We start from the raw sequence: 16,143 nt of genomic DNA on the forward strand, positions 1-16,143 counted from the left end.
ACGGATGGCTAAACCTTTAGCAGTACCAACGAAGCCTACACCACCAGGTCGCTTTGGGTTGCCTGTAGTCGGCGAGTCAATCAGTTATTTGAAAGACCCGGAGGAGTTTATTCTTCAGCGGCAGCAGCAGTATGGCAACGTGTTCAAAACCCATCTTTTCGGCTCTCCGAACGTCGTGCTGATCGGTGCAGATGCTGTACAGTTCTTGTTCTCTCACGATGGCAAGACGCTGGAGATGACAAATACACCAAACTTTGAAACGCTGCTAGGTGAAGCGTCGATTGGTGTACAAATAGGCGCAGCTCACCAAGTCCTCCGTCGTCAGCTAGCTCAGGCTTTTCAGCCTAGAACCCTAGAACGCTATGCAATCGCGATGGAAGCGGTTACTAAGCAATATTTGCAGTCATGGGCAGCAAAGGGCAGTCTGACCTGGTACGACGAGCTAAAGAAATATACCCTCGACGTTGCTTGCCGCTTGTTTGTAGGCGTGAGTACACAGGCGGACGAGTCGTTGGCAGAAATTTATGAAACTTGGAGTAAGGGACTACTAAGCATACCTGTGAGGTTTCCAGGTAGCCCTCTAGACAAAGCTATTCGCGCTAGAGAGTCGCTCCTCGCTCGATTTGATCAACTCATCGAGCAACGTCAGTACCAGCAAGCGGAAAAGAAAGATGTTTTGAGCATTCTGTTGACTGCAAAAGACGAGTCTGGCCACACGCTCAGCAGAGAAGCGGTTAAGGACAACGTTTTAGCCATGCTGATAGCAGGGCACGAAACGCTTACCTCAGCACTAACTTCGCTCTGCCAGCAATTAGCACAGTGCCCTGATGTGCTTAGCAAAGTGAAAGCAGAACAAGAACAACTTGGGTTTCCAACTCAGATGACACCTGCAGTTTTGAATCAGATGACCTATCTAGAGCAGGTGGTAAAAGAGGTTTTACGCCTAGTTCCCCCTGTTGTTCGCAGTGGTTCTCGTAAGGTTTTAGAAGACTGTAAGTTTGGTGGTTACTTAGTTCCGAGAGGTTGGGATGTGTACTATCAAATCCCTGAGACTCATATGGATTCCCGAATTTACGAAAGTCCAGAACAGTTTGACCCAGAACGGTTCTCATCAGAGCGGGCTGAAGATAGACGAAAGCGCTGCGGCCATATTCCTTTTGGAGGTGGTATTCGTGAATGCTTGGGTAAAGAGTTTGCCAGACTAGAGATGAAGATCTTTGCTGCATTGCTGGTTCGCGACTACCGCTGGGAGCTAGTTCCTAATCAGAATCTAGAGCGTGTTGTTCTTCCGTTTTCTCGGCCTCAGGATGGCCTGAAGGTGCTATTCAGTGCTAATAGTTCTGATTTTGCCTAGTTGCGCCCTTCGCAACTAGGCAAAACTTGGCTAGCTACGTAAGATTGAGACCACCGTCTGAAATTATGATCTCACCTGTGAGGTAATGACTTTGAATCAGAGTGGACGCTACCTGGGCTATTTCTTCTGGCTGTGCCCCACGGCCCATAGGAGATCTTTCTTCCCAAAGCTTTCGTGCTGCTGTCCAGTTTTTGCTCATTGGTGTCGCAACGAGTCCCGGCGCGATCGCATTCACACGGATTGTTGGGGCAAGGTTTAAGGCAAGAAGCTTTGTCATATGATTGAGCGCGGCTTTGCTGACTGAGTACGGAATTGAAGCGCCTTTCGGACGGATGCCAGCATGTGAGCTGATGTTGAGAATACAACTAGGGCATTCACTACTAGACGCTTGACGGAGCGCTGTTTGGGGTTTTTTGCACAACCCCTCGAAAAGGCATAGTCCAGATTGAGATCGTCGAGACTCATTCTTGTGCTGGCCATATTTAGCGAGCGCAGAGTATAGTCGATACTTTGAATATTAAAGTCTATTCAGTTGTTAGCATTGGCTAATTCCAGCTTTACTACCTAGCTTGACACAGCTACTTTTAGCTACCGTCTTTAGTCGCGGTTAATCACTCTTCGATGGTTAACAACTGCATAACGGCGCATTATCTTCTCTGCTTCTAGCAAGTACAACAGCTTCAGTTGAGCGCCAGAATACCTACTGCTCATTAGTCTAGCAAGCGTTAGGAGAGTTTTTGGGTGCTGGCAGAAAGTTCTGACAACTTGAGGGAAAACACAATGAGAAAAACTTTTTGTGGTCGTGCGATCACAAAGCTTAGCTACGTTTACATGCTGAACTACCCAACGAAAGTATTGATAGATAGCAATCAGGTTTTATCAATACTTTGAAAGGACTTAGTATGTGATCGCTTTGGAAAACGGTGCATGGCCGTGTTAGTTAGCGAGCTATATTCCATACAGCGACTCCATATCGAACGCATTGACACACAAGGTACACAGCATTGCGACCGATCAATCAAAAGCCTGAATCTACTGCTGTGAAAGAGATTACGTGGCTATTTCAATAACGAGTCTCAGTCGTCCTATTGTGGACTTTACCTTTTCGAGGGGTTGTGCAAAAAACCCAAAATACAACCATCTGGTGGCCAACTGTGTCGTGCTCTACAACGTCTTTGAGATGAGTCGTATTCTCAATGAGTTGGCACAGGAAGGTCATCACATTGATCCAGCGGCGGTGGCTGGCATCAATCCCTATGGCACGGATCATCTCATTCGGCTGGGGCAGTATCATCTCGACGTCGACCGTCAGCCACCGCCGCTGCACTACGATTTGCCGATCTCGCCACCATCACAAGCAGCCTAATTTAGTGTCTGTTAGTTACTACTTTTCTGAGGGCTCTATTTTTTGGAGGCTGTAACCCAGTCGTTACAACGCTTTCAGCATATGGCTGGATTTTGCACGAGTCGGGGCCATACCCCGTGAGGGGTTTCGCCTAGCTAACTGCAGTACCCCAGGCCGCTTAAACAAAAAGAGAGGGAGGTGTGGTCGCGTTAATCGCGATACCTCGCAATTTGGCTACTCATTCCTGACAATTTCGTTGTGTCACCCTTTCAGGTCAAAAACAACTTTTGCGTTGCATAGTCATTCTAATTTCTTGCGCCTTGTCAAAGGCTTGTCGTGCAGTTGTTTCGTTCCCTGTTCTGCCTACAGAAGAGGTCGATTTACGTGCTTGTTCTGCCGCACTGTTGCTAATGGAATTAAGCTTTTGAAACTCGGATTCAAGCTGAGAACATGATAAAGCAGAAAACCCATCGTTCCTATTGGCTATTGGAATGTCAGAAGAGCCAGACTTTGAATCAGAGATTTTGGTAAATTCATACCTCTTTGTCTGGCCCGCTATTGTCATGTCCCCTATCATCTTATTCGGAGCGATAACCCTGATTCTATTGTCACTTAACACCATAGTACTACCTTCCCCGAATAAATCTATGCGGGATAGAAAGTGAAGATTTTCCCCGTCATATGCGTACTGAACGATGTTCATTTGGTTTCGATTTGAGGCATCACCTAAAATAACCCCATTCATTGCGCTGCCAAGCTCTGTTATCTGAAGGCTGCCCCCTTCTATCTGTATGTCCCACGCAAATGGAGGGTAGCCAAGATCATTAACGTCTTGAATTTCCCACTGGCCTTCTATCGGCTCACGGTTGCTCGTTGATGGTGGTGAAACAGAAGACGGCTGAGGAGAAATTTGAGAAGACGGTTGTGGGGAATCGTCTTGAATACAGGCTATGTTGCTTAATGATAGTAAGACAAGAGCTAACCCTAAACTTCCAACCCGTTTGGTCATATAAATTGTATTCATCTTTTCTACTCTTAAGTTGCTTGGAATACTTCATCTTCTGAATCTTACCGAAGTAGTATTGAGGATCTTCTCAATTCTCTAACGGAACCTTAGAAGCTAGCTTTTCTTCTTGAGGAGATCTCCAATGTTGTCTCTCAAGTTACTTAGTTCTGACAGAGATTGGCTCAGCATCTGATGATTAGAGGTGATTAATGCATGTTCTACATCGGTCATTACTTTTTGAATTTTTACTTTGTGAATAAGGATGCCTGATGTAAGCTTCTCTCCTTTGTTCATTAACTCATCCTCGATAACTTTTCCAACGACCGGAATACTTCTTAGCTTTGGTCGAATAAATTGGAGAACGGATGAGAATTGGTCTGCCTGCTCAAACGCTAATACTTGTAGTTCAGAAGCCAGTTTGGACATTTCTATGGCCGATTTTTGAACGCCATCGATTAGCTCTTTGTTTTGATTTAGAGATTTTTGAGCATCAGCAAGCGAATTAAATTTATTGAAGTAAATAAAGATTCCAGGAAGTACTACGAGGGCGAAGCCCCCGAAGAGAGCTATATAGATTAATGTGCCTATGTTTGCATAAAAAAAGGCTAGTACCATTAAACAGGCGCCTAGTAGCTGTATTGCGAAGATGGACTTTCCGGTTCTAAAGGCTTCATCTAGGCCGCCAAGAACAACTGCTGATAGGGGCTTGATATCTGAATGAGTCATGAAAGATCCACGAATGAAAGAAAAAGGGCTCTGTTGCAAAAAGTAGCTACATAATCAAGAGGAGAGCAGTAAAGTTCTTCTCTTGATTATGTAGCTACCCCAAAGATTATGTTGATGAAAAGAATGTCTTATGATAGGTTCTTCAACACCTTTAATTTGCTCCTTGAAAATCATGTTTATCACCTCATATACTTTGATCTGAGTGTTCGTCTAGCGGTAGTAAATGAACTAAATTTCAAACCTAGTCTAGTTCGGCGCTTTAGGAACCACTGGTCTAACTCTAGTAGGGTGTTCAGGTACTTTATCCGCTGAGTTTCCGTTGTTCCCGGCGCCAACTGGTAATTTGCGAAGCCGAAGCCAAAAGCAAAACACAGCTAGCATCCTTTGTGTAGAATACGTATGGGTGTTTTCAGTACATGCATCTTTAATAGACGACTGTAGATAGAAAAGGTTGTCAGATTTTTAAAATTGTGAATCCCAGCAAATGAAGACATGAAGTGGATCCAAAAGACAACCTTTCTTCAGTCAATCATTATGTAGACAGTTACTTCTTGTGGTCGAATAAGTTTACCGTCAAATAGATAGCCTGGCCTAACAGTCGAACAAATTGTCTCTTCTAGTTCTGGATCATGAGTAACTTTTGTGTCTACAACTTGCTGTTGATCGTAGTTGAATTTCCCAGTCATCTCTAGTGGCGTTATGTCTTCTAGTTCTAGAGTATGTCCAAGTCTCTTGTAAATTTCTGAAAGAGCCTCTGTTGTAAGAGATGTTGAGCTAGACTGAGCCAGCAAAACCCAGTCTCTGAGCTTGATTAGCTCCATCGCGGTGGAAGAGGGTTTTGACTCAGGGGTAACAGCAATGCTTGAAGGCGACTTTTGCTTGACCACCGCTTCAGTCATGTGAGCTAGCTTGATATTCTCTTGTGAAGGAGAGATAAAATTCCCTGTACTGCTAGGGGTAGAGGAATTCTCGTCATCCAACTCCGTATCGGAATTCTGACCGACCTCAAGCAAACGTTCCATGAGTAAACAAGTAGACTTGAGTACCGCGACTACATCTGTGTCAACTGGGTTCTGGGTCGTGGAGGGTAAGTGGTTGAGCTGATGTGCAAGGGATTCTGCCCGGAGGGCCAGTTTTGTTATCTTTAGTCTAAAACCCCGATAGGTAGATCTGGGTCTGAATTTTCGGAGCAGCGACTTAAGCATAGGATCTCCTTAGTCAAGGATAGATGGAATAGTGAGATTTAACTTATGACCAAAAATTGAGATGTTTGTGAGCTTCTTGTAGGTGATAGACAATACGTTCATATGAGTGAGCCAAGACGGTAGAGGCTTCAATGGTTGACCGAGATGCCCCCATTTGAACAGCGGCCCGTAATCGCCACTTCTGCATACGTTCTTTTGCGGCAGAGAGCAGTTGATCGATGGAAGCTTGTTCCTTCATACCGAGGCGCTGGAAGCAAGCTGGTCCGTATTCACCAGTCACTTCCAGTAGTTGATGAATCTCTGAGTCGCTAAATTCCAGTTTGCGATCATAGTAGCTCCTCAAAACATCCAGCTCTCGAAAGTCATGAGAATTGGCTTCTAGGGCTTCGACTTTTCCGGCGACCGCTTCCACTACCTGTAAATCATCGCCAGACTGCTTCTGTTTTTGCTGAAAACAGAGAGCCTGTAGCCGATCAATAGCAGTGCGGAGTTTAATGAGATAGGCGCGATGGCCAAAATGGGACGTAATTAATTCGGATAGATCTGAGACACCGCTGGCTTGCATCAATTCTTGGCTTAGTGATTCGAGATCGTAAGTTCCTGAGCGAATTAACTGACATGCTTGCCAAATGCCGTAGCGCTCTAGGCGATGGAGTACTTTCTGACGCTCGGAGACAGTTGGCATTTCCAGTTGATCAGGAAATGCCTTATTTTCAAACCGAGCTTTAGACCTAAGCAAGCTCTGCAAGCTTTTTTCGGGAAGTGCTGCAAGCTTTTGCAAAGTCTCAAACTCACTGTCTCTTAGTGTTTTCGCTCCTAGTGCGAGATAGCCGCTTGCAGGCTTGATGGCGTAGAGTAGACTACGGACCTGAGGAATATTGGAAAGGCGAGTGGCAATTTGTTGACTGTTTTCAGGAGAAAATTCTGGCCAGTATGTATCAATCCGAGTTAAGACCCCAATAGAGTTAATGGGGGTGGCACGTCCCACAGATGGCCCCTGAAACTCTTCCATGACAGCTTGGTCGCCAGCACTAAAATTATGGCTGAACAAATATAGAACTGCGTCGGCCTTGTCGGCTTCGGCTTGGGTTAAGGCGGTCAGCTCTTGGCCACGTAGATTCAGAAAGTCACGGGTGTTTTGCGAGTCATCTTTATAAAATGAATCTAGACCAGGGGTGTCGATGAGGTGGAACGTTTTAAGAATCGGGTTGGGGTAAAAAACTTCGATGTATTTGATGCTCAGCAAATAGTCCTGATGCTCATCTGCACGTTGCGTGAGGGTTTGCAAATCTTCAAAGGACTTATCTTCAGATTTACCGTTTTTGTAATGCACCTTGAGCGTGTGGTGGGGACCGTACTTGAGCCAGTTGATATTGAACGTGGCTTCAACAGTCCCCGTAGCGACGATCTCTTCCCCAAGTAAAGCGTTGAGCATCGTGGACTTACCAGCCTTGATTTTGCCAACGATGGCAACCCGCATGGGCTCCGAGAGCCGCTGTTGGCAATTCAGTAGCTCTTGATGCAATTCTTGCAAAGATGCGCGATCACGGGTCTTCTCTAGGATAAAGTCAAATAAAGCCTGAGCGCGATCACGTAAGGGTAGATCAGCCATCTGCCCAATCTCCGTAATCCGCATTAGCGGTAACAGGTTGAGGCGTCGCTGGTGCACTTGATGAAGCGGCATCTGCAGATGATGCGGCTGGAGCAGAAGTGGAGACAGTAGCAGACTCAGGCTCTTCTAGTGCCTGTATGGCTAATTGCTCTGCTGCATTCTGGAAACTTGTGAGCTGCTGTAAGGGGCCCTTTAACTCGGCAATCTTATGAGTCATTTGGTTCTGTGAAAGCTTGATGGTTTTCTGAAAAGAACTTAGGCTGCGATCACAGATCTCTTTCTCTTGTTTTATTTGCTGGTGTAAGTTACTCCGCATCGTTTTACTCAAGTTGGTGATCATATCTTCTAACGCTGCTTTACATGATGAATGATTGTCAACAATATAGGGATGAATGATTCTTGAGATTTCTCGTTTAGTTAATATGTGATCTCGTTCTTTAACGTGACTAAGTGCATCCCTGATACCATCAGTCAAGCCTCTTGCACCGCCGAGGAAGGCCCCCAAGGCCGCACCAAGTTGCGCTCCAGGCACCGCACCCGCGCCGCCAAATACAAGCCCTGCTATTCCTCCCAGTGTTCCTCCCAAAAGTGAGCCAATCGCTACTCCACCCATGGCCTTGAATCTACCTCGCGTAGCCGCTTCAATACTCTTTTTCCACAAGCTAGTCTCTGCTGCTTCGACTTGTGATAAACCCTCTAAACTTTGAACTTGAGCAGCTCCTTCGCCGAGATTTATCCGAGCTAACGAATCAACCGCTAAAGGATTCATATCTAAGCCTGTTGAATTAACAATTTCAATGTGCAAAGTGCCAGCTCGTTGACTCAGTTCTTTGGTAAGTATTGACATCATAGAGTCGAAGTCATTTTCTAAAAGTCCTGCTATCTTAGGGGGGGCATCTAGGATTTCGCTATCCTCCATATATTCCTGTGAACGGCGTTTTATCTGCTCAACCTCTCTATTAAACTTTCTAAATATTGCTGTTTTGATATCTTGAATACCATCGTTCAACTGGTATTGCCAAGCTGCACTGTCGGTCTGAAGCTGTTTTAATCGCTTAGATAAGTCTCTCAGATTAGACTCTAATTTTGCTTTTTCTTCCTGATTAAGGTTTTGGCAAGCTTCCCATTCAGCTTGTAGGGGTGACTTGAGATCAGCAACTAACCTTCCAAACTCTGTCAGCGCTCTAAGGATTAAAATTTTTCCCCGCTGCTGACCCAAAAGCAGCCATAGCTCTTGTTCCAAGGCTGCGAAGTTACTGTCCTCCAAATCGTCAGGATCCTCGGTGTCTAGATAGGCTAGGCTTAAGCTGCTTGAAACCGGAACAATTGGCAACGATTCTCCTATATCGGGGAGAGTTTTGACTAGCTTCTCACGATTGCTATCAATAATCTCCTTATAGTTACTGACGGCATCAGCTTTGGTGACAACAAAGATAAAATTCTGGCAATGTTTGCTAATCTGCTGAATAAAATTGAGTTCTTTCGTTGAGAGGGGCGCATAGACATCACTCACAAATAAAATAGAGTCAGCGCTAGGGACATAGGCATAGGTAATATCTGTGTGTTTGGCATTTAGACTACCGACTCCAGGAGTGTCCACAAGGAGCAGTCCCTCTTTTAACTGCGGATTGGGGGACTCTATTTCTAGCAAACGAGCTTGTTTGTTATTTTTTTGATTACCTTGTTCTGTCACATAATCTGAAATATCAGCTCGGCTGATCTCCTTCCTCTTTTCTTTTCCTTGTTCTCCCAAAGCAACTGTGATTTTTTCAGAGTCGCCATAGGTAATCGTAGACACGAGATTTGTAGCAATGTCTACATCGACAGGAAATAGACCAGGTTCACGTAAATAGGCATTTATTAGACTGGACTTGCCTTGCTTAGCTTCACCTGCTACAACCACAAGCAGTTTACCTTCCAGTAAATGCTGTTTGATTTCATGAAGACGTTTGACAGCATCTTTATGGCCGCTAGCCTTTGCAAAGTCAATTGCAGACTTTAGGAGCAAAAGGGTTTGTTGCTTAGTTGCTTGGAAGTTTGCCATTATTTGGACCTCTAAGACTATGGTTAAGATGAATGGGGTAGAAAAGTCTGGAAAAATTTAGGTGAAAGGGCACGGTAGTAGGGTTCGAGAGCAGGTTCCATCAAGAGACGCAAGGACTCGGAGAATCGTGCTTTCCACTCAAGACTGAAGGCTTCACGCTTCGCCAACGAGTTGAGAAGATGGTCATACATGGCCAGTAGCTCTTGACGCTTGCTGACGTACTCGGCCTTGGGGAGCTGGGCAATCTCTGGATGGGGGAAAGTTCCTGCCTGGCTGTTCCAGTTTCCTTCTGGCCAGGGATGCTGGAATCGAAGATTGAGGTATTGCACAGGCAAGCCATTCGACCAGTCCACGGTGATGAGAGCAAAGGGGGGAAACAGGGCCATGCCCTGCTTTCCGTGCGATTGGTTGGCACCCACGAAAGGAAGATGGACATAGATATTGCTTTCTCGGCGCAAAGGCATGGGCCAACCTGTTAGGGCTTCCATCGGTATGAGCTGCTGGGCCAGTGGCATAGCGCGAATCAATTTAATCAGTTTCGCAGTTTCACTTTCCATTGCATTTTCTTCTACAAAATCATTCGTATGCGGAGGGGACATAGTACTCACCGCTGCTGGGCCAGTAGGGGCGTCCATAGCGATCAAGCGCACTAAAACGAACTTCGCTCATCCCAGCCAGCTCTGTCTGGTTAGTAGTATCAGGCGTGAGTTCAGTTGTGCTGACCATAAATTTCTGACTATCAGCCCAAGCATTCTCAAACTCACCCGCAGGCACCCTGAAGCCTTGGCCGTCAGCAGTACCTGGATCATTGAGGATAACCATTGGATTGTTTGGATCTGTGGCGTCAATGCCGATCACCTGCACTGCATGGTTCGCATCCTGGCCAGGGATATGTCCATAGCCAGCAATGTAATCACCCAGCACATCGTCTTCTAGTGCGTTCTCGCCAGGGGTCCAGATTTCATCGGCATCAACGCCAACGATGACCTTTTGCCCCTGTTCAAGTTTCTCAGCAATATCCTGCAGAGAACCGCCAAATTCCTGGGTCACGGGGACACCGTAGGCTTCTAGCAAATTGCCAGTTGCATGCAGCGGAGTACCGCCTCCTGGAGTATACCAACCGTTAGCGGTGGCGACTTCGGTTAATTCTTGCTCGGTCACATCTCGCCCGAGTACCTCATCTAACACAAATTCTTGGGATGCGATCGCACAGGTATCATCACGGGTTTGCTGATGCCAGTTCTCCATATCCTCATCAGGTGTGCCGAATACTCCATCGATGGGGTTTGGATCGCAAGAACCAATTTCAAACGGAGTGGCCACAATCCCCGTATCCACAACACCATCACCATCAGTGTCAATCAAGTTGACGCTTAATATGTCGTCAAGCACGCCATCACCATTCATGTCTGATTGCACCAGGGTGGTATCTAGAATGCCATCGCCATCGGTATCAATATCTTGGACGTAGCTTTCTTCCAAGCCATCTCCATCAAGATCTAGCCAGTCCATGCTGAACATTCTGCTTACTCTCTGAACGGAACATTAATGAATCTATATGACGCACTGCCCTCTCTTTATGCAGGTAGACGAAATTAATTCACACTGGCTTAATCTAAGTTTACGAAGGGCCAAACGACCAGACAATTTATGACGATATGCTTCAGGAGGGGTGGACATGAAGCCGGAGTAGTGCATAAATTGGTTTGTTAGGTGGTTAACGTGCATCTGTAAGAGATAGTCCAGTATTCTTTGCTGCTAAGCTGCCAGATGTCATGTTTCACTCTCGGAAAGCGCTATTAGATGTATTTTCCGCTTTTATTCAATTCAAGGACGGTGATTTTGACGGTTGGCTTATTGCTCCAGCGTTGAAGCGGAGTATGGCAGTTCAGCTTGCTCAATGCGACAAGACAGATACCTCTAACCACTTTTGGGCCTTGTTTTGGTACGGACTGTGGCAACAAGGCTCGCGTTCTTGGTCAGAAGGCCATTTAACCGCTTACCTGCAGGAAACTTGCTATAGAGTCGCTCGGCAGCTCAAACGTCAAGTTCCCGGAGAACAGTTCTGTTTATCTGACTGCTTTCAGATGGCGATTGCCAAAACCCCTCAGATACTGGCAGGATTTGATCCTAGCCGGGGGTATCACCTGAGTACCTATGCGGCGAGAGCCTACAGCACAATTATCAAGGAACAGCTCCGCCGGAGCCAAGAGATTGATTTTTGTAGCAACTGGGCTTTATTACGGAAAATCAGCCGCAAGCAGCTCACTGAGGCAATTGCACAGGCTGGGTTGGTAGCTCCCGAAGCCAATCTATATCTGCTGGCCTGGCGCTGTTTTAACGCTTTATATATTCCACCACGCCCCACGGCGAATCGCGCCTTAAAGGAACCTGATCCTGAAACCTGGACCGCTATCGTTAAACTCTACAACACGGAACGGAACAATCAACCCTATGGTCTGAGGACAGTCGCTACAGTCTTAGAGTTGCAAGATTTGCTCGACTGCTGCGCGAGCTGGGCGCGAGCCTATTTGAATCCGGCCCAGATTTCGATTCATATGGCGCTGGGGGGACCTGAATCACAGGAGCTAGGTGAGGTTTTACCACAGTTACAAGCAGCCTCAGTGCTAGATGACCTGCTCAAGCAGGAGTCAGAAGGACAGCGAACGGCTCAGCAGCATGCGGTTTATGCTGTGTTGGCAAACGCGATCACAACTCTAGCTCCCACCCGACAACATCTCCTCCAGCTTTACTACGGTGAAGGGCTTACGCAACAACGGATTGCAGCTCAAGGTCAGCTCAAGCAGTTCGAAATTTCTCGCTATCTCAGCCGAGCCAGGAAGAGGTTGATTCAAGCATTAGTCCAGTGGAGTCAAGATCACCTGCATATTTCTATCACGCCCGACATAGTAAACACTATCAGTGATGATCTTGAAATGTGGCTCAGCGCCTTTTATCAGTCGTCTGAGTCACCAATTCCAACCGTCAATAACCATGAAAGCTGACCTAGCAATGCCATCCCTTGCAAATCCTCAACACCTCTGGCTGGAGGTTGAGAGCGCTATCCGAGAGCAAGCATGGTCTCAAAGCCGAGCCTGTGCAACGCCTTGGGCGAGGTGGAATGCCTATTTGAATCTTGTGTGCCTTGATGTTTTCTTACCTTGGCTGGATAAAGAGCATGACTTGAAGGGAAAAGTCTGGCCTCATCATGGGTCAGTCCTCAGCTTCAGCGAACTGGTGCAGGGTATCTGCATTAGCATTGACGACCTGCGTCTGGTGTTGGTTCCGTCCGATACACTTGACTGGAACAGGATGTATATTGCTCAAGAATGGGTAGATATCCCCAACTGGATTGCCAACTACTATTTAGCAGCGAATCTTGACTGCGATGCAGGCTGGCTAGAGGTGATTGGGTTTGCTGCCCACCAAACGGTCAAAGAATACGGCATCTATGAGCCTGAAGATCGGCAATATGAGGTAGACATTTCAGCTCTTACCCAAGATCTCAATGCGCTGTGGGTGACCCATCAGTTCTGTGATCGCCTGCAGAAAACCTCGGTGGCAACGATGCCCATGTCCCTAACTCAGACTCAAAACCTAATTACGCGATTGGGAAACCCAGCAGTGATTTGGCCTAGACTAAGTGTGCCCTTCGAGCAATGGCGACAGTTAGTTGAGCATGGTGGATGGCGGCAACAGTTAAGTAATCGGCGGCAGGGCGTTCCCTCTTTGGGATCCATCACTCAATGGCTACGCACTCAACTTCCAGAAGCCATTCAAAATATCGGCTGGCAGCTAATTACATTGCCGTTGTTGCCTGAGGGCGCGCGCGGAAAAGATCCTCAACTTCCTGCTCAGATACTCTCAAGGCAGCTCATCATTACAGGGTTGACCTATGAACTGCGGATTTTCCCTTTGCCTTCAAAAATACATCACTGGCGAGTGGAGCTACGAAGCACTGGCCCAGGTCGATCTATTCCTAAGGGGATAAAGTTAATTTTACTGACGGAAGATCTGCAACCTTTTGAGAATAATGTGGCTACGGCATCTGTTCCCACAGAAGTATTAGCGCTTGAGGTGATTGTGGAGCCGGGGGAGGGTTTGGTTTGGCAAACAAGTCCCCTACCAGAGGACTACGATCAGGAAGTTTTGTATTTTTAGCATCACTATAGATTCAGTTATTGTGTGTAGTTGGACACAAAAGGGAGAGTTAGGAATGCATTTAGGAATTGATTTTGGTACCTGCAACACGAGTGCAGCACTGTTTCTGGATGGGACGCTCAAGCCTGTCAAAGAACCCCTAAAGCAGAGCTATTCTTTTCCCTCTAGTGTATTTGTCACCAAGCAAGGGCAGCTTGTTGTGGGGCAAGCTGCAGAAAATCAACGGAAGATGAATCCATCTCACTATCGCCGAGAGTTTAAGCGGGAGTTGGGAGCCTCCAACCCCTATAACTTGGGAGAACAAGAAATGCTACCGGAAGCGCTAGTCTCTGAGTTGCTTCGCAGCCTCAAGAAAGAAGCAGAGCTAATGGTGAATCAGCAGCTCACTTCAACCGTAGTGACGATTCCGGCCAGCTATCAGAGCCACAAACAAACTTTAATGCTCCAGGCCGTAGAGGCAGCGGGCTTTACAGACATTAGGTTGCTCGTGGAACCAGTTGCGGCAGCGATTTATTACACCCATCTCGTCGATGGCAGTCAAGCTCTTAAGGAAGGGGAAATTCTACTCGTCTACGATTTAGGCGGAGGCACCTTTGATGCGGCGCTGGTTCAAAAGCAGGGGCGGAGGTATGAGTTGCTAGCCCAACCCATTGGCGATGATCAGCTTGGTGGAGTGGACTTCGACCGCCAAATTTACCAAGACTTACAAGCCAACTGCGGCGATACGCTACAGGCACTCCTAGATCCACAGCGCCTGGACACTGAGGCACTCAGAGCCAAGCTGATTGTAGGAGACTGGTGCCGCGAGTTTAAGCACCAGCTTAGCGCAGTGAGCGATTATGAAGACTTGCTACCGGTAGGCATGTCTGAGAGCTACTACCTTACTCAGGATAGCTTTGCAACAATGATTGCCCCCTTCTTTCAAAAGACCTGTGAACTATGTAGGCAACTGGTCAAGAATGCGGGTTTCGATTGGGACGAAGTGGATCGAATCCTAATGGTAGGGGGAAGTTGTCGAATGCCTGCTGTTAGGTCAGCGTTAGAGGATACGTTTGAACGTCCCGTAGTAAACGTTGATGACCCCGAGCTAGCCGTTGCCTTAGGAGCTGCCCTTTTTGAAGAATCAGAGCATAAAGCACCGAAAGAAGAACATTTGGCATTTGATATTATCGAACAGCCCCCCGATACAGGTCAAGTGTATTTTGTGCCCGCTGTTGTACCTGGTGGTTTTGAAAAGGAAATTGAGAGTCTGAATAGAGAAGGCAATACATCAAAACAGGATATCAACCTAAAACAAAACAACTCTAGCCAATTTCAATTCATTAAACAAAGTAAACAACAAATTGGCCTTGACTTTGACCAATATATATCTAATACAGTACAAAAACTAGCCTTAGCAAGGCTTCAGTACCAGGAAGAGCTTTTTTTAGATGAGAATCGATGCTTCAATTTGGTCGCGTATGGAAACATACCTATCCAAACTGCCAATACAAATTTCGTATTCTTCGTGTCAAACATTAGTGGTAACAAAGAAGGCCAAAAATTTATGCACTTTTACGAAGACTGCATTCAATATTTTGAAGAAGAGGCTAGAAAAAATCTTGAACACTTTTTGTGGAAAAATCCTCCATTATGTTGTCCGATTGCCGTATTCACAGGTGTAGATTCTAATCTGATTAAAAGCTTTAATCAATTAAAGGTAGAGGTTAGAAATAAAGGGAGATTTTCTGTTTATTCCGTGCTGCCAGCAATAGTTGATTTGCGATCAATGAAACTAATCACTTTGTCTGGAAAACTTGATTTTCTAAATATGTTTGGCCCTGCCAAGAAACAACTCCAAAGGATTTTTGCGCCCTGAAAATGAAGATATATAGATTCTTCTTATGATGTTAATGTCCAATTTTTTGTTCGCTTAGGAGTGTCTTATGGATATTGAAAACTACGATATTGAAGACTGCATTGATAACTTGAGTCCAGAAGATGAGCATGAATTTGATGATGTTCAGGAGCTTCAGACTTCGGATAATTCAATCGGTAATGATGTTGACATCAACGACAACGACTTGTCATCACTAGGCTCCTCTACTGATGCCCTAGTGCAAGAAACTCAGAATATTCTGGCTGAAACTCAGCAAGAGCTGAATGTTATCAGGAATGAACAGGGCCAGCCGTCACCCACAGGCGACTCTACGACCGACTTTCTAACGCAGCTCCATGAGCAAAATGCCAAGCTCAATGCGGATATCGCAGAAATTGAAGCAGCCTACACCTCTGGAAACGATGCTTGGATCGCTGATGTGGAAGCCGAGCTGGATCAAAAAGAGCGACAGACCGCTCAACTAGAGATTAAGAATAACGCCTACATTAATGAACAGGAAATTACTCGTGAAATTCGTAATGAGCAAGACCAAATGCGCTGGAGTGATGCGGCACAGGAAAATCGCACTTATCAATACCAGGAGGAAATAGCCGCTGAGCACTACGCCGCCAATGCCGAAAGTTATGCCGAAGCGGGAGATGTTGCCGCCGCTGCTGATGCTGCTGAACAGGGCATACATCACATCGAGCAAGCCAAAGGTTATCAGGAACGGGCTAGGCAGTACGAAAGTTGGAAGGAGGAGGCTTCAGCAGCTAGTGATGATGTCGGCATTTAAGGCAGTTGCAGATTGTGGGAGCGGCTGTAAGGTGAA

General features: G+C 46.3%; 14 protein-coding genes. 6 read left to right on the top strand and 8 right to left on the bottom strand.

Going from position 1 to position 16,143, the window contains the following annotated elements:
- The first annotated feature begins 4 nt into the window (after positions 1 to 4).
- Positions 5 to 1,354, top strand: a complete 1,350-nt coding sequence (locus S7335_RS22275) for a cytochrome P450 (RefSeq protein WP_038019488.1) — start codon at positions 5 to 7, stop codon at positions 1,352 to 1,354.
- Between the two features lie 34 nt (positions 1,355 to 1,388).
- On the opposite strand, the gene S7335_RS22280 is transcribed toward S7335_RS22275, so the two are convergent.
- Positions 1,389 to 1,775 carry an SDR family NAD(P)-dependent oxidoreductase gene (locus S7335_RS22280; protein ID WP_227500095.1) on the bottom strand — a complete coding sequence of 129 codons (387 nt, stop codon included), beginning with the start codon at positions 1,773 to 1,775 and terminating at the stop codon, positions 1,389 to 1,391.
- 633 nt (positions 1,776 to 2,408) lie between these two features.
- Here S7335_RS22280 and S7335_RS22285 point away from each other — a divergent pair.
- Positions 2,409 to 2,720 (top strand): transposase, encoded by a 312-nt coding sequence (locus S7335_RS22285; protein ID WP_227500096.1) that lies wholly within the window; start codon positions 2,409 to 2,411, stop codon positions 2,718 to 2,720.
- A gap of 253 nt (positions 2,721 to 2,973) precedes the next feature.
- Here the strand turns inward: S7335_RS22285 and S7335_RS22290 are convergent, their stop codons facing one another.
- The 7 genes from S7335_RS22290 to S7335_RS22320 all read right to left on the bottom strand — a co-directional run bounded on the left by S7335_RS22290 (position 2,974) and on the right by S7335_RS22320 (position 10,813).
- A complete protein-coding gene (locus S7335_RS22290) occupies positions 2,974 to 3,723 on the bottom strand; it encodes a hypothetical protein (RefSeq protein ID WP_006458135.1) in 750 nt (249 codons plus the stop codon).
- A gap of 96 nt (positions 3,724 to 3,819) precedes the next feature.
- Complete coding sequence (locus S7335_RS22295; protein WP_006458028.1) at positions 3,820 to 4,431, bottom strand: hypothetical protein; 612 nt, start codon at positions 4,429 to 4,431, stop codon at positions 3,820 to 3,822.
- Positions 4,432 to 4,952: 521 nt separating this feature from the next.
- Positions 4,953 to 5,453 (bottom strand): nucleotide exchange factor GrpE, encoded by a 501-nt coding sequence (grpE, locus tag S7335_RS22300; protein ID WP_050766038.1) that lies wholly within the window; start codon positions 5,451 to 5,453, stop codon positions 4,953 to 4,955.
- Between the two features lie 226 nt (positions 5,454 to 5,679).
- On the bottom strand, positions 5,680 to 7,248 hold the full coding sequence (locus tag S7335_RS22305; RefSeq protein ID WP_006458345.1) for a dynamin family protein: 1,569 nt from the start codon (positions 7,246 to 7,248) through the stop codon (positions 5,680 to 5,682).
- Positions 7,241 to 9,292, bottom strand: coding sequence for a dynamin family protein (locus tag S7335_RS22310; RefSeq protein ID WP_038019493.1), 2,052 nt, complete (start codon positions 9,290 to 9,292; stop codon positions 7,241 to 7,243). Before S7335_RS22310 ends, S7335_RS22305 begins: the two co-directional genes overlap by 8 nt.
- A gap of 23 nt (positions 9,293 to 9,315) precedes the next feature.
- Positions 9,316 to 9,891: a hypothetical protein gene (locus tag S7335_RS22315; protein WP_006458086.1), complete on the bottom strand. Its 576-nt coding sequence runs from the start codon at positions 9,889 to 9,891 to the stop codon at positions 9,316 to 9,318.
- On the bottom strand, positions 9,869 to 10,813 hold the full coding sequence (locus tag S7335_RS22320) for a C39 family peptidase (protein WP_157620645.1): 945 nt from the start codon (positions 10,811 to 10,813) through the stop codon (positions 9,869 to 9,871). Before S7335_RS22320 ends, S7335_RS22315 begins: the two co-directional genes overlap by 23 nt.
- Before the next feature lie 254 nt (positions 10,814 to 11,067).
- Between S7335_RS22320 and S7335_RS22325 the strand changes: the two genes are divergently transcribed.
- From S7335_RS22325 to S7335_RS22340, 4 genes are all read left to right on the top strand, one after another.
- Positions 11,068 to 12,297 (top strand): sigma-70 family RNA polymerase sigma factor, encoded by a 1,230-nt coding sequence (locus tag S7335_RS22325; RefSeq protein WP_006458199.1) that lies wholly within the window; start codon positions 11,068 to 11,070, stop codon positions 12,295 to 12,297.
- Positions 12,287 to 13,453, top strand: a complete 1,167-nt coding sequence (locus S7335_RS22330; protein WP_038019498.1) for a DUF1822 family protein — start codon at positions 12,287 to 12,289, stop codon at positions 13,451 to 13,453. The genes S7335_RS22325 and S7335_RS22330 overlap by 11 nt, the downstream gene beginning before the upstream one ends.
- Before the next feature lie 55 nt (positions 13,454 to 13,508).
- Positions 13,509 to 15,311 (top strand): Hsp70 family protein, encoded by a 1,803-nt coding sequence (locus S7335_RS22335; RefSeq protein WP_006457863.1) that lies wholly within the window; start codon positions 13,509 to 13,511, stop codon positions 15,309 to 15,311.
- A 67-nt stretch (positions 15,312 to 15,378) separates the two neighbouring features.
- On the top strand, positions 15,379 to 16,107 hold the full coding sequence (locus tag S7335_RS22340; RefSeq protein WP_006458246.1) for a hypothetical protein: 729 nt from the start codon (positions 15,379 to 15,381) through the stop codon (positions 16,105 to 16,107).
- The last annotated feature ends 36 nt before the right edge of the window (positions 16,108 to 16,143 follow it).

The organism is Synechococcus sp. PCC 7335 (genome assembly GCF_000155595.1).
Lineage (GTDB): Bacteria > Cyanobacteriota > Cyanobacteriia > Phormidesmidales > Phormidesmidaceae > Phormidesmis.

What these genes read in the sequence shown, in the direction of transcription:
- S7335_RS22340 (WP_006458246.1), top strand. Translation starts at nt 15,379, where the DNA reads ATGGATATTGAAAACTACGATATTGAAGACTGCATTGATAACTTGAGT.
- S7335_RS22325 (WP_006458199.1), top strand. Translation starts at nt 11,068, where the DNA reads ATGTTTCACTCTCGGAAAGCGCTATTAGATGTATTTTCCGCTTTTATT.
- S7335_RS22275 (WP_038019488.1), top strand. Translation starts at nt 5, where the DNA reads ATGGCTAAACCTTTAGCAGTACCAACGAAGCCTACACCACCAGGTCGC.
- S7335_RS22315 (WP_006458086.1), bottom strand. Translation starts at nt 9,891, where the DNA reads ATGTCCCCTCCGCATACGAATGATTTTGTAGAAGAAAATGCAATGGAA.
- S7335_RS22310 (WP_038019493.1), bottom strand. Translation starts at nt 9,292, where the DNA reads ATGGCAAACTTCCAAGCAACTAAGCAACAAACCCTTTTGCTCCTAAAG.
- S7335_RS22330 (WP_038019498.1), top strand. Translation starts at nt 12,287, where the DNA reads ATGAAAGCTGACCTAGCAATGCCATCCCTTGCAAATCCTCAACACCTC.
- S7335_RS22320 (WP_157620645.1), bottom strand. Translation starts at nt 10,813, where the DNA reads ATGTTCAGCATGGACTGGCTAGATCTTGATGGAGATGGCTTGGAAGAA.
- S7335_RS22290 (WP_006458135.1), bottom strand. Translation starts at nt 3,723, where the DNA reads ATGAATACAATTTATATGACCAAACGGGTTGGAAGTTTAGGGTTAGCT.
- S7335_RS22295 (WP_006458028.1), bottom strand. Translation starts at nt 4,431, where the DNA reads ATGACTCATTCAGATATCAAGCCCCTATCAGCAGTTGTTCTTGGCGGC.
- S7335_RS22305 (WP_006458345.1), bottom strand. Translation starts at nt 7,248, where the DNA reads ATGGCTGATCTACCCTTACGTGATCGCGCTCAGGCTTTATTTGACTTT.
- S7335_RS22335 (WP_006457863.1), top strand. Translation starts at nt 13,509, where the DNA reads ATGCATTTAGGAATTGATTTTGGTACCTGCAACACGAGTGCAGCACTG.
- grpE (WP_050766038.1), bottom strand. Translation starts at nt 5,453, where the DNA reads ATGGAACGTTTGCTTGAGGTCGGTCAGAATTCCGATACGGAGTTGGAT.